The 13,298-nt window shown below is 45.2% G+C and carries 17 protein-coding genes; 8 read left to right on the top strand and 9 right to left on the bottom strand.

What is annotated here, in order from left to right; genetic code table 11:
- The first annotated feature begins 17 nt into the window (after nucleotides 1-17).
- The 8 genes from NZ875_03500 (at nucleotide 18) to NZ875_03465 (ending at nucleotide 7,070) form a co-directional block, all read left to right on the top strand.
- The gene (locus NZ875_03500; protein ID MCS7174800.1) at nucleotides 18-1,019 is read left to right on the top strand and encodes a C4-dicarboxylate TRAP transporter substrate-binding protein; all 1,002 of its coding nucleotides are present in this window, start codon (nucleotides 18-20) and stop codon (nucleotides 1,017-1,019) included.
- Between the two features lie 65 nt (nucleotides 1,020-1,084).
- A complete protein-coding gene (locus tag NZ875_03495) occupies nucleotides 1,085-1,567 on the top strand; it encodes a TRAP transporter small permease (protein MCS7174799.1) in 483 nt (160 codons plus the stop codon).
- 1 nt (nucleotide 1,568) lies between these two features.
- Nucleotides 1,569-2,852: a TRAP transporter large permease subunit gene (locus NZ875_03490; protein ID MCS7174798.1), complete on the top strand. Its 1,284-nt coding sequence runs from the start codon at nucleotides 1,569-1,571 to the stop codon at nucleotides 2,850-2,852.
- A gap of 13 nt (nucleotides 2,853-2,865) precedes the next feature.
- Complete coding sequence (locus NZ875_03485) at nucleotides 2,866-3,627, top strand: SDR family oxidoreductase (protein MCS7174797.1); 762 nt, start codon at nucleotides 2,866-2,868, stop codon at nucleotides 3,625-3,627.
- Between the two features lie 17 nt (nucleotides 3,628-3,644).
- The gene (locus NZ875_03480; protein MCS7174796.1) at nucleotides 3,645-4,487 is read left to right on the top strand and encodes a MurR/RpiR family transcriptional regulator; all 843 of its coding nucleotides are present in this window, start codon (nucleotides 3,645-3,647) and stop codon (nucleotides 4,485-4,487) included.
- Nucleotides 4,488-4,501: 14 nt separating this feature from the next.
- Nucleotides 4,502-5,476 carry a phosphoglycerate dehydrogenase gene (locus tag NZ875_03475; protein MCS7174795.1) on the top strand — a complete coding sequence of 325 codons (975 nt, stop codon included), beginning with the start codon at nucleotides 4,502-4,504 and terminating at the stop codon, nucleotides 5,474-5,476.
- 136 nt (nucleotides 5,477-5,612) lie between these two features.
- Nucleotides 5,613-6,476: a bifunctional methionine sulfoxide reductase B/A protein gene (locus tag NZ875_03470; protein MCS7174794.1), complete on the top strand. Its 864-nt coding sequence runs from the start codon at nucleotides 5,613-5,615 to the stop codon at nucleotides 6,474-6,476.
- A 39-nt stretch (nucleotides 6,477-6,515) separates the two neighbouring features.
- Nucleotides 6,516-7,070, top strand: a complete 555-nt coding sequence (locus tag NZ875_03465) for a hypothetical protein (protein ID MCS7174793.1) — start codon at nucleotides 6,516-6,518, stop codon at nucleotides 7,068-7,070.
- 51 nt (nucleotides 7,071-7,121) lie between these two features.
- On the opposite strand, the gene NZ875_03460 is transcribed toward NZ875_03465, so the two are convergent.
- The 9 genes from NZ875_03460 to NZ875_03420 form a co-directional block, all read right to left on the bottom strand.
- Nucleotides 7,122-7,721 (bottom strand): HAD-IA family hydrolase, encoded by a 600-nt coding sequence (locus NZ875_03460; GenBank protein ID MCS7174792.1) that lies wholly within the window; start codon nucleotides 7,719-7,721, stop codon nucleotides 7,122-7,124.
- 7 nt (nucleotides 7,722-7,728) lie between these two features.
- Nucleotides 7,729-8,148: a hypothetical protein gene (locus tag NZ875_03455; GenBank protein MCS7174791.1), complete on the bottom strand. Its 420-nt coding sequence runs from the start codon at nucleotides 8,146-8,148 to the stop codon at nucleotides 7,729-7,731.
- Nucleotides 8,149-8,209: 61 nt separating this feature from the next.
- Complete coding sequence (locus NZ875_03450; protein MCS7174790.1) at nucleotides 8,210-8,659, bottom strand: hypothetical protein; 450 nt, start codon at nucleotides 8,657-8,659, stop codon at nucleotides 8,210-8,212.
- Nucleotides 8,660-8,673: 14 nt separating this feature from the next.
- Nucleotides 8,674-9,780, bottom strand: a complete 1,107-nt coding sequence (locus tag NZ875_03445) for a 2Fe-2S iron-sulfur cluster binding domain-containing protein (GenBank protein MCS7174789.1) — start codon at nucleotides 9,778-9,780, stop codon at nucleotides 8,674-8,676.
- Between the two features lie 16 nt (nucleotides 9,781-9,796).
- Nucleotides 9,797-10,387, bottom strand: a complete 591-nt coding sequence (locus NZ875_03440; GenBank protein MCS7174788.1) for an NADH:ubiquinone reductase (Na(+)-transporting) subunit E — start codon at nucleotides 10,385-10,387, stop codon at nucleotides 9,797-9,799.
- Complete coding sequence (locus tag NZ875_03435; protein ID MCS7174787.1) at nucleotides 10,387-10,989, bottom strand: NADH:ubiquinone reductase (Na(+)-transporting) subunit D; 603 nt, start codon at nucleotides 10,987-10,989, stop codon at nucleotides 10,387-10,389. Before NZ875_03435 ends, NZ875_03440 begins: the two co-directional genes overlap by 1 nt.
- Nucleotides 10,986-11,585 (bottom strand): FMN-binding protein, encoded by a 600-nt coding sequence (locus NZ875_03430; GenBank protein ID MCS7174786.1) that lies wholly within the window; start codon nucleotides 11,583-11,585, stop codon nucleotides 10,986-10,988. Before NZ875_03430 ends, NZ875_03435 begins: the two co-directional genes overlap by 4 nt.
- A complete protein-coding gene (locus tag NZ875_03425) occupies nucleotides 11,582-12,454 on the bottom strand; it encodes an RnfABCDGE type electron transport complex subunit D (protein ID MCS7174785.1) in 873 nt (290 codons plus the stop codon). Before NZ875_03425 ends, NZ875_03430 begins: the two co-directional genes overlap by 4 nt.
- A 205-nt stretch (nucleotides 12,455-12,659) precedes the next feature.
- Nucleotides 12,660-13,298, bottom strand: a 639-nt coding sequence (locus NZ875_03420; GenBank protein ID MCS7174784.1) for a methyl-accepting chemotaxis protein, incomplete at its 5' end; no start/stop codon positions are given.

Genomic DNA, 13,298 nt, shown 5'->3' with positions numbered 1-13,298 from the left:
AGGAGGAGGGATCAGCGGTGAAAAGACTGCTGGTGGCAGTTGTTCTGGTACTCACATTCGTTACACTCATCGCGGCTCCGAAGTACGTCCTCAAATTCAACCACGTTTTAGCCGCCGGCGAACCTTACCATGCAGCATTCTTAAAATGGGCCAAAGCAGTCGAAGAAAGAACGAACGGCGATGTTAAAATCGAAGTTTATCACAGTGCACAGCTTGGGGTCGAAGAAGACATACTTGAGCAAATCAGAAGAGGGGCTCCAGTTGGTCAGAACACTGACTCTGCGAGAATGGGTATGTACGTTCCTCCGATCGGTGTGATGAACATCGCTTATTTCATTGATTTCATGGGTGCCAAAACACCAGAAGAAGTCATCCAAGTGTTGCAAAAAGTGAAAGGATCTCCATCGATGAGAAAGTGGCTCGATGAGCTTGAGAACAAGTTTGGATTCAAAGTTCTTTCGTTCTATTGGGTCCAAGGATACAGACATTTCTTCACCAATAAACCCATTAGAACGCCTGCAGATCTGTCTGGTCTGAGAATTCGAACACCTCCATCACCCGCATGGCAAGAGTCGATCAGAGCACTCGGTGCACAACCAGTCGCTATAGCGTTCGGCGAGATATACCAAGCTATTCAAACGAAGGCATGCGACGGTGCTGAGTTGACTTATGCGAATATTTATAATGGCTCGTTGTACGAAGTTGTTAAGTTCGCATCCGAGACTGGTCATATACTGCTGATCAACTTCGAAGTCGTCAGTTCAAAGTGGTTCAGAAGCTTACCACCTGAGTATCAGAAGATCGTGGAAGAAGAATGCGACAAGGCTGGCATTGAAGTTTCGCTGAGAATCATGAAAGAACTCAGTGAAGATTTCAAGAAAAAATGCATCGAAAAAGGTATTACAGTCATCACCGATGTCAACAAAGCTGCGTTCATGGAAGCTGCAAAGCAAGCTTACATTAAGCTTGGTATCATGGATGCTCTCGAACAACTCATGAAGGAAGTCAAGGGTATGTGAATTTTTCAACCCAGTCCCCATTCGGGGACTGGGATTTTTTATACTTTGAGATGGGGTGAGAGATCGTGAAAAAGTTGGACGAGTATCTGGTGTGGTTTGAAAAGAATGCGGCGAAGATACTTCTAATAACGATGATTATAATGGTTTTTGCTTCAGGTATTGCGAGGTTTTTGAGACATCCAATGAACTGGGCAGTGGACCTCAGCTCTTTTCTCTTTGCCTGGGCTTGTTTCTTCGCCATGGACGTTGCATGGCGCGAAAACAAAATGATGTCGGTGGATCTGTTCGTTAAAAGATTACCAAAAAAAGCTCAAAAACTGATCAGGATCATCACTTTGTTCATAATTTTAGCTTTCTGTGCTTATATGGTTATCTGGGGATCAGAACTAACCTGGACACAGCGATTCAGAAAATTTCAGGGAATGCCGAATTTCAGTTATGCGTGGGTAACTCTGGCTGTTCCTGTTGGTTCGTTGTTGCTGGTGAGAACAACTGTGCAAAAAATATTGAAGGAATTCAGAAATAAATCTATCGAGGAGGCAAAATGAAATGATTTGGATGCTGATAGCATTTTTTGCTTTCATGCTTCTTGGTATGCCAGTTGCATTCGCCATAGGGATAGCCGGTTTCATATGGTTTTTGCAGAATCCCTATCTTCCGATAACCATACCTATCCAGCTCTCTCTGTCTCAGATAATAAACTTCACACTCTTAGCCATACCCATGTTCATCATAGCGGGTAACATAATGAACTCGGCAGGTGTGACCAAAAGGTTGCTCGACTTTGCTTCATCGCTCGTTGGTCACATGAGAGGGGGACTTGGACAAGTCTCAGCAGTGCTCTCAACCCTCATGGGTGGTGTGTCGGGTTCAAGCATAGCCGACGCAGCGATGGAAACACGCATGCTCGGGCCTGAAATGTTGAAAAGAGGTTATCCACGTGGTTTTGCAGTGGCGGTGAACGTTTGGACCAGCTTGATCGTGCCAATCATACCGCCTGGTATAGCTTTCATCCTCTATGGAACCATCGGTCAGGTCTCCATTGGAAGATTGTTTGCGGCAGGCATCATACCCGGTCTTTTGCTGATGGTGATCTACATGATCGTGATCTACTTCGTATCGAGAAGGTTGGGACTCCAACCGGAAAGAGAAAGACGAGCGTCATATAGAGAAATATCGCAAGCTTTATCAAAGAGCATTTGGGCCTTGATATTCCCAGTGCTACTCATCTTTGGCTTGAGGGCTGGCATCTTCACACCTTCCGAAGTAGGATCCTTTGCCGTCGTGTACGGAATGATCGTAGGTTTTCTCATACACAGAGAGATGAGTTTGAAGAGCTTCTTCACTGAAGCGTTGGAGTATTCCGTGGGTGATATCGGCGCAGTGTTGGCGATCTTGGCCATGTCGAACATATTCAGCTATGGTATGGTGTGGGAAAGAGTGCCCGAGACCATGGCCAATTTCTTGTTGGGTATTTCAACTAATCCATACGTACTTATGATAATCATAATGATCTTCTTGGTTTTCGCAGGTCTTTTCATAGATGCAACCGCATTGATACTCATGACCACGGCGGTTTTTCTACCCGTTGCGAGGAGGATTGGTATAGATCCTGTGCACTTTGGACTCGTTTTCATACTCTCCGCAGCTATGGGAAATCAAACACCTCCAGTTGGTGCTTCGATGTACGCAGGTTGTAGCGTTCTGGGTGCTACCTTGGAAGAGTACGTGAAAGCTTCCTGGCCATTTTTGATAGCAACGATCATCATAATTATTCTCGTCATCTTTTTCCCACAACTGTCATTGCTCATACCAAAACTCATCTTCGGTTGAGGAGGGTTAGCGGATGAACTTTCAAGGCAAAGTCGTTTTGATCACTGGGGCAGGTTCTGGCATAGGTAGAAAAGCTGCGATCATGTTCGCTGAAAGGGGTGCCAAAGTAGCAGTTAACGATATATCCAATGAGCGCGGGAACGAAACTGTCGAGATGATAAAGAAAGTTGGTGGAATAGCCACCTTCGTTCATGGAGATGTATCGAAAGCCTCAGAGGCGGAAAAGATAGTGAAGCAGACTGTCGATGCATTTGGACGGTTGGATATTCTCATCAACAACGCAGGGATCGTCCCATCTGGAAAGATAGAAGATCTCACTGAAGAGGATTTCGAAAGGACCATGGCTGTGAATGTGAAAGGCCCCATGTTCCTCGCGAAGTACGCCGTGGCCGAGATGAAAAAGGTGGGTGGGGGTGTCATAGTGAACGTTTCTTCAGTGGCAGCCTTGAAAGGGATACCAAACAGATGCGTTTACAGCGTTTCCAAGGCTGCGCTACTTGGACTCACAAAATCGCTCGCCATAGACTATGTCAAAGATAACATCAGAGTGAACGCGGTATGTCCAGGTACAACCTATTCTCAGGGACTCGCCGAGAGAGTCAGAGCATCGAAAGACCCAGAAGCCGTTCTTGCAGAGATGATCGCAAGACAACCCGTGGGAAGACTTGCCAAAGAGGAAGAGATCGCTTTTGCCATACTGTTTGCAGCGTGCGATGAGGCCGCTTTCATGACGGGTAGCTACGTTGTGATCGATGGAGGTGCCACGACCGCCTGAACGTTGGGGGGCGATTTATGGACGTACTTCAAACTATAAGAGAGAACTACAGAGATCTCACACAAGCTGAACGTCAGATCGCGGATGTGATCCTACAAAATCCAAGGACTGTACTCGAATGCTCAATAAGCGAGTTAAGCCAGCTTGCCGGTGTGAAGAGTGAGGCGTCGGTCGTCAAGTTTTACAGGAAAATCGGTTTGACGAGTTTTCAGCAGTTCAAAGTCCTCCTCGCGCAGGAACTCTCCAAGGCTCCACTGGAAATAGTTTATGAGGACATTTCTGAGGGAGATGATTCAAAAACTATCACGCAGAAAATCTTCAAAGCGACCGTTCGAGCCATCTTGGATACACTCGATACAGTGGACATAAAAAGCTTGGAAAAAGCGACAGAACTTTTCTTGAGCGCAAAGAGACTTCTCTTCTTCGGTTTTGCTGCTTCAGCAGCGGTGGCTTTCGATGCTTTTCACAAGTTCACAAGACTTGGTAAACACTGCTTGTTCTCCAACGATGAGCACATCATGGCCACGATCCTCGCAACGGCAACGAAAGAAGATTTAGTTGTGGCAATTTCACACACCGGTGAGACGAAATCCATCGTTGCTCTTGCGAAAAAAGCCATCGAAGTGAACGTCCCAGTTGTGGCGATCACTGGGAATCCTAAATCCAGCCTCGCCAAAATTTCAAGCGTCGTTCTAGTTACGAATACGAAGGAAACCAGGATAAGAACGGATGCCATGACCTCACGCATAGTTCAGCTCGTCATCTTAGATACGATCTACACATTGCTCGCAACAAAAGATCCAAATGCGATAGAGAATCTCAAAAAGAGCAGGCTCGCCATTTCCGAGTTGAAGTACTGAATGGGGGCGATTATGTGAAGAAGGTGCTTGTTTTGGCAAGAACTTTCGGAAGATACTCACACGAACCGATCGTTTTGCTTGAAAAAAATGGTTTCGTTGTGGAAAGGAAAGAAAAGATAGAGAGCCAAGATTTGAAGAACTTTGAAGCAATAATCGTAGGAGTTCAAAAAATTACGCGCAACATGCTTGAGAATTCATCAATCAAAATCATCGCGAAACACGGCGTGGGCGTTGACAACATAGACCTTTCAGCTGCCACCGAGCTAGGAATTCCAGTCACGGTTACGCCGAATGCCAACGCAGTTTCCGTTGCAGAACTCACCGTTGGTCTCATCTTTGCACTCGCAAGAAAGCTGGTAGAATCGCACAAGACACTCTATGAAAAAAGACAATTCGTTTCCTCCATCGGTATCGAACTGTCTGGTAAGACACTCGGTGTGGTGGGTTTCGGTTCAATCGGTAGGGAAGTTTCTAAAAGAGCCATTTGCTTGGGTATGAGGGTTCTTGTGTACGATCCATACGTTCAGGAAGAATCTCTGCGGCAGGTTGGAGCAGAAAAAGTAGAGCTCGAAGAACTCTTAAAACAGAGTGACTTTGTCAGTTTGCACGTACCACTCAATGAATCCACGAGAAATCTCATTGATAAGAGAAAGATTTCCTTGATGAAGAAGACAGCGTATTTGATAAACACCGCACGCGCTGGTGTAGTTGATGAAACTGCGCTCATAGATGCTTTGAAGAATGGGCAAATCGCCGGCGCCGCTCTCGATGTTTTCGAACCCGAACCATTACCATCAGACTCACCGTTGTTCGATTGTCCAAACCTTATCTTAACCCCTCACGTCGGCGCTCACACGTTTGAAGCCATCTTGCGCATGAACATGATGGCTGCTGAGTCGATCGTAGATTTCTTCAATGGTAAGATTCCAAAGTACGTTGCGAACAACACCGTCTTGGAAAAACTCCGCCAGAAAGGTTTTAAGGAATGATGTATAGACCTCGAAGGAAACGTAGCTAATGTCGAAGCGCTTTTAGTTGGAAGGAAACTTGAATGATCCTGAACTAACGGAAGGTTCGCTTAATTTTGATTTATGATATGATTTGTTTGGGAGAGATGGAGAGAATTTGAAACGTATAAAAAGGAACACGCAACTCAGTGAATTCGAAAAGTTCGTACTTTTTGGTAAAGGTACAGAGCCACCGTTCAGTGGTGAATACGTCGATCATTTTGAAGAGGGAATATACACCTGCAAAAACTGTGGCATACCGCTTTACAGAAGCCAAGATAAATTTCACTCTGGTTGTGGTTGGCCTGCTTTCGACGATGAAATTCCTGGCGCTGTGAGAAAAGAGTTGGATAAAGATGGCGTCAGAATAGAGATAACGTGTGCCTATTGTGGAGCTCACCTTGGGCATGTCTTCTTTAACGAAGGTTTCACACCGAAAAATGTTCGTCATTGTGTGAACAGTGTCTCTTTGAAATTTGTACCTGCTGGTCAGAAACCCAAGATAGATAGAATCTTCTTTGCGGCAGGTTGTTTCTGGGGTGTGGAGCATCTGTTCAAACAATTGGAAGGGATCATCGATACCAGAGTCGGTTACATGGGAGGACATGTGGATAACCCAACTTACGAAGACGTGTGCACTGGGAAAACAGGCCATGTCGAAACCGTGGAAGTCATATTCGATCCTAAAAAGATGAACGAAGAAAACCTAATAAAATACTTTTTCGAAATTCATGATTTCACTCAAGAAGATGGACAGGGTCCAGATATAGGCGAACAGTACAAAAGTGTAATTTTTTACACAAGCGAATCACAGAAAATGGTCGCGGAGAGTTTGAAGAATCGATTGAGCACACGTTATCGAGTGACAACCCGGATAAGAAAAGCTTCGACGTTTTGGCTTGCGGAAGATTATCATCAAGATTATTACGAAAGAACCGGTAAAGTTCCTTACTGTCACTTCAGAAGAAAAATAATTTGGTGATCGTGTTATAATTTTTCATAACCGAAGGAGGGATGAAAGGTGAGGTACAAATACGTCCTCATTATGGTTTTGGCTGCTACAATCATCTTCGTACTCTCAGGATGTGCAAATCTATTTGGCCCTTCTCCGAACCAACTCGCAAATGATTTGCTATCCAAGCTGTTCACAGCCAGTGCCACCGAAGTTGTTTATGTAAAGACAATGGATGCAACACTCACAACTGAAGCGAGCGAATTACTCGATTTTGTCAAGCATTTATTAAAACCTTCTGGTTATCCAACACCGACCATCACTTTGAAGAATGTTACAGATTACTCGACAAAATTCATTTACCTAGTTCAAAATCCACCGACGTTCGTTGAGAAAGTTTACATGATCGAAGTGTTGGCAACTTATGGTACCGGCAGTTCGGCAACTTCAACTGCTTTGATGTTACCTATGGTCACTATCAAGGACGTTGCTAAAAAAGCCTTCTTCTTCGCCGTATATTATGAAGGTACTACACCGAAGTTTTACCCAATCGTTCCGTACGCCACTAGGCCGATTCCAAACGTCGATATTGTACTACACCGAAGTTCTATCCAAACTTTCTGATGGAAAAATCAGTAACGCTCAAACCAAGCCCTATGGGGCTTGGTTTTTCATTTAAAAATCGATCAGCTTGAGAGAAGACAACTTGCTTTGTAGATCTTGTGCATTTGTGAACAACACAGAGTGAATTTCAAGCTTTTGAGCTGCCAAAACGTTTTCGAATGAATCATCCACAAAGAAAGTTTCCTGCGGTGAGATCGACTCTTTCTTTAAAATGTAATGGAAGAAATCATCATCTGGCTTGAGATAGCCTACTTGGTGGGATGCATAGACACGATCGAAGAAACGATAATCTCCATTTTCAAGGTGAATCTGATAGTGTGACTCTATGGTGTTCGTACCAGCGACCACTCTGTATCTCATTTTCAAGCGTTCTATCAGCCTCGCCGTTTCTAACTTCAACTTTGGTTTGAAGAATTTAACCCACAGATCTTCTTCAACGTGTTTACCTGAAAGCTTTGAAAAATTCTCCCAAAATTGTCTTGCTGTGATTTTTCCCGTCTGAAGGTCTCTGAGTCCAGAAAGTTTGGCAAGCTTGATAAATTCCTGCTGGTTTATAGATAGATACTCACTTATCAAATGGGTCACGGAAGTTCCATCGCACAAGACTCCACCCACATCGAAAATGAAAAGTTTAAATCCGTGTTGCTGCATTTCAATCTCACTTTTTCCTTTTTTCGGAACGTTTAGTTTTATCTACCAGCTGAACGTGTGGGCAGAATTCACATAACAATTCGATGATCTCTCGGCGCTTTTCGTCGGATGAGAACGTCACACCGTAAGGAAACTTTTTCCCCTTCAGATAGAACATGGCAAAGTAGTTAGTTCCAAACCTCGATCTAGTGTCAGACAAAACAATCTTTTCCAGATCTTGTGAAGAGAACTTTTTTCTCGTTACACCTGGCAGGATTATTTCAAAGTCACTCACAAAGATGCCTTTTGAATAGCTTATGAATTGAAGCGTGCTGATCACAGCAGATAGAGTGTAGACAGCCAAGAAAACTAGTAGAACATACCATTCAACTTCCGCGATGTACAGTATCGAAGCGAAAGCGAATAGAAAGCTCCATCCGAATATCACCAGTATGAGAAGTGATCTAACACGCTTTTGATCAGTCATCCACACTTTTAATCACTTCTCCTTAATCATAGAAGACTTTTTTGATCTTCTCTGGTTCGATCCTGAATTTGGAGCCTTTCCCCTGCAAAAAGTGGTGCTTCTCGAGCAGGTGTATGGAAAGATCACTGAAAATGATCTGTTCATCGTTTCTGAGGTTCCTCACCGTGGCGACTCTCTTTCTGAATATTCCATCCTGATACGGACAAGGCAAGAAACCACGCGCTTCATCCACTCTTATTTCCCATTTTTCGTACACGATGGGTTCGCCTAAACCTTTGAGTCCTTCTTTCATGAGTTTTCGCATCAGCTCAGCAACTTCGTTGAAATCGATCCCGAGGCGAGCAAAGTTGGTTTCGTCTTCCTGAATTATATCAACTATGTTCCTATCGTCGTCACCTAAAAAACCATCGGCCGTTATCTTGCCAGGTTTCATGTTCTCCTGAGCTTTGATCTGCTGAGGTGTCATCTTCATCGTTTCACCTCCCATCAGGCGAACTTGTCATAATAGATCTTGTTGATCCCATGTTTCTGTAACACCTGTATCGAGGCATTTATCATACCAGGACTTCCACACAGGTAAGCTTCTTTTTCATTTTCTTTTGATATCTTACTCATCAAATACCTATCCACAACTTCCGTGATCAATCCCAACTCACCAGTCCAATCATCTTCAGGATTTGGATTGGAAAGAGCTGGAATGAAGTGGAACCTGTCCCAATCTTTCTCGATCGTTCGAAACAGCTCCACGTAGAACAGGTCTCTTTTACTTCTCGCACCGAAGAAAAACCACACGTTTCTGTCTTTGATTTTTCTATCGATCATGTCTAGGATGATCGATTTTATCGGTGCCATGCCACTACCACCAGCGATCATGATCATATCCGCTTTTGTGTTCCTCATGTAGAATTCGCCGAATGGACCAACAAATTCAACTATTTCCCCTTCTTTCATGTGGTTGAAAACGTAAGTCGTCGCTATGCCCCCTGGAACTAGTCTTATCACCAATTCTATGTGTCCAGAATCGCTCGGTGGAGAAGATATAGAATAAGCACGCTGTACTGACTGTTCCACTTTTCCGTAAGGTGGTATGACCAATTGGATGTATTGACCTGCCAGAAAATCGATACTGTCTGGTTCTACAAGTCTTATCCTGATTTCTTTGATATCGTAAGTGAGGTCCTTGATACTCTCCACGATGCCTTTGAACCTCTGAGCTTTGAAGAGTTCTTCGGGAAGCTCGATCTGAAGATCTTTTTTAACCTTTATCTGACAAGAAAGCCTCACGTTGCTCGCCATCTCCTCCTTGCTCAGATGCGGTAGTTCTGTTGGCAAATATGGACCCACATCGGAAAAAATCCTCACTTTGCACACCCCACAGCTTCCTCTACCACCGCACGCTGATGGCACAAAGATATTCTGTGCAGCGAGAGTCTGCAGTAAAGGTGAACCTCCCTTGACTTTCAACCTCTTCTTTCCCTTGTTGATGTTTATTTCCACTTCTCCGTAATTGTTCACGATCGCATCGACTATGGAGATCATTAACGCGAGTCCTGCACCGAGAGAAGAAACGATCAAAGGCGCAAGAAAATCCATTTGAATCTTCCCCCAATCACTGAACTGGCAGCATGCCCGCAAAACCCATGAAGGCCATCGCCATGAGCCCTATCGTGATGAGCGTGATTCCAACTCCCTTCAAACCTGCTGGGATTGGTGCGTTCTCGATCCTTTTTCTTATAGCCGCGAGGAGCACTATGGCTAGCCACCAACCAAGGCCACTTCCAAAACCGTAAAAGATAGATTGGATCAAAGAATAGTTTCTCAGTTGCATGAAAAGAGCCACGCCCAAAATGGCACAGTTCACGGTGATCAGTGGTAAAAAGATTCCCAGCGAAATGTAGAGTGCTGGTGATACACGATCGATTATCATCTCTAGCATTTGGACCACCGCAGCGATCACGATTATGTACAAAATGTATCTGAGATAAGAAAGATTCCACACCTGTATGATGTACTTTTCTACGATCCAGTTCGCGGCTGTAGTGATCGTCATCACCAACGTGACGGCCATACCCAAGCCGTTTGAGGATTTGAGGTCTTTCGATATGGATATGAAGGAACACATTCCGAGAAAATAGCTGAGAAGAACGTTGCTTGTAAAGATGGAAGCGATCAAAAGTGAGAATGGGTCGATCCGTGGCATCATTTACCACCTCTTCTTTTCATCTGCATAGTCCTTGCGATCCATATGAAGCTGGCAAGGACGAAGAAAGCACTCGCAGGAACCACCATGATCGTCCAAGGCACGAACGAATCTGGTAAGATCTTGAATCCCATGAAACTTCCAAAACCTAAAAGCTCCCTCACAAAAGCGATCACCACCAAAACGAGCATGTAACCGAATCCAGACGTTAGACCATCCCAGAAGGAAATTAAAGGAGGGTTCGCTTGTGCGAAGGCTTCCGCCCTGCCCATGATGATACAGTTGGTTATGATCAAACCTACGTACGGTCCCAATGCTTTACTCACTTCCGGAATGTAGGCCTTCAAGACCAAGTCGACCAAAATCACATAAAAAGAGATCACCAACACTTGAACCATCATTCTCACTTTTCTCGGTATGAAGGATCTGAAGGCCGAGATGGTGGCGTTCGATAGGGCCGTAACGAAACAAACTCCCACCGTCATGACGAGAGTGTTTCTGAGATTGTTCGTCACCGCCAATGTAGAACAAATACCGAGTATCTGAACGAACACGGGATTTTCTAACCAAAGGTTCTTCAGGGTAATCTCTCTGACCTTCACGGTCTCACCCCCAAAGTTTTCCTCAAATTGTTCAAAGCATCGTTGACGATCCGTTCGACCGCCTTCGACGTCGAGGTGGCACCCGTGATGGCATCAACTTCGTTCTCTGCGCCCGTTCTGGTCCTAGTTACGATCAGGCCATGCTGGACATTTTTCCCTCTGAATTGCTCCTTGAACCACTTTTCTTCTATCCTTGCACCGAGCCCTGGTGTTTCACTCTGCGAGATGAAATCGATCCCGAAGATCTTGTTCACCTTCGAATCTACAGCGATCACCCCAACGATCGGTCCCCACAAACCGTTACCTTGGAACACGTACGCGTACATTTCCTCACCGTTTAGAACTGTGCGGTAAAGTTCTATATCGGAAGGTTGGAAGCGCTGAACGAACTTTGAGAACTTTTCGAATGCGTCCTCGTTCGACGAGAAAGGAATACCGAACGCATTCAGTAATGCTTTGATTTTGAAGAGTTCTTGATTGTTCCTAGACCTTTCTACCGTTAAAGAATTGACTGCGGAGAGCAAGAAGACAAAAACGAAGCTCACAATGAAAGTGAAGAGAATAGTGTAGATCTTACCCTCTCTGTTGAGTTTCACGCTTTCACCTTCTTTTTATCTTGCATCAACTCGTCCAAAAGAGGAGCAAAGGAATTGGCGATCATGATCGCAAAGCTCCAACCTTCTGGGAAGAGGGAAAACGTGCGTACAAGAACACCGGACACTCCAACGATGGTACCGAATAACCAGTGAGCTTTAACTTTCCTCGGGGAAGAAACTGGATCTGTCGCCATGAAAATGGACACAAAAAGCAAACTGCCTGACAGCACGGCTGGAACAACCGGTAGGGCTTTTGGAGCATTGAGAAGATCGAGCAGAAAAGATAGGATCGTCGCCGAACCAAAGGTTGAAACTATGATGCGCCAGCTCGCCGTTCTTGTGAACACCAAATACAGTGCGGAAAGAATCATCAAAAAAATGGGAGCTTCGCCTATAGAACCAGCACGCCAACCGAGAAAGAGGCTCGACAGTTTCACTTGCACTCCTTCGCGCAGAAGTTCCAAAGGCGTCGCACTCGAAACTGCATCGATTCCAAACAAACTTGGGCTGATCCATCCAGCCGTCATGAACGCAGGAAAAGTTATATAGATGAACAGCCTCCCAGTTATGGCTGGATTGAAAACGTTTCTTCCAAAACCACCGTACACACACTTTCCAAAAGCAATACCGAACGCTATACCTAACGTGGCGATCCACAGTGGAACTTTTGGTGGCATGGCGAGCACAAACAGTGCACAACTCACAAGGACAGCTTCGCTGACAGGCTTCCTCTTAGCCCTTTCGAACAGATACTCCACGAAAATACCTGTTGGAAAGACGATCAAACTGAGCAAGATCACCCTAAAACCGTAAGCGAAAACTGCAAAAGCGTAAATCGGAGCAAGTGCATAGAGCATACGTCGCATCATAGGTTGCTTCAAAAAGAATTTCTCGCTCAAACTGTTCACCCCTACAAAATCGAGTTGAACGTTAACAGTTTCTTCCAATTCGAATTATAGCAATTCTAATCATTCCGACTTTGAGTTTGTTTCACTCATTCAAAATTTTTACCCTGATTTGCTACATCAACAAAAAAGGGCGCGTTTGCGCCCCTTTTCACATTCGATTCACACATCAAAATTTGAACTTTCTCACCTGTTCCACCAAACTCTCAGCTATCGAACTCAACTCCTCAGACATACCACTCACACCCTGCGCCCCTCCTGCTTGCTCCCTCACCGCCTTCGTCATCTCCTCCACACGCTGCGCTATCATACTTATCGACTTCGTAGCACTGTCCATCGCACTGCTCATCTCCTCCGCCGCCGCACTCTGCTCCTCCGCACTCGCAGCTAAGCTCTCTATCTGACTACCCATGTTCATTATCTGCTCTGTTATCTTCCCAAACTGTTCCACCACACGCTCTGATCTCTTCGCCACCTCCTCCACCACACCCACCGCTTCCTTCGTCGCACCATCCGCCTTGGCCGCACCTTGACTTATCTGATTCAAAATCTGACCTATCTGACTCGTCGCCCTCTTGCTCTCCTCAGCCAACTTCCTTATCTCATCCGCAACCACCGCAAAGCCCCTGCCCGCTTCTCCTGCCCTGGCCGCCTCTATCGCAGCGTTCAACGCAAGTAGGTTCGTCTGCTCGGCTATGGAGTTTATGGTCTGTAGTATCTGACCTATGTTCTTGGCTTGTTCGCTCAAACTGGATACCACACTCGCAGTCTGTTCGACTTTGTCCCTGGCTTGTTTGATCATCTCAAC

It is taken from the genome of Pseudothermotoga sp. (assembly GCA_025060105.1).
Taxonomy (GTDB): Bacteria; Thermotogota; Thermotogae; order Thermotogales; family DSM-5069; genus Pseudothermotoga_A.
Note: the sequence above shows the minus strand (reverse complement) of the source record. Positions and strands in the feature narration are given on the sequence as shown.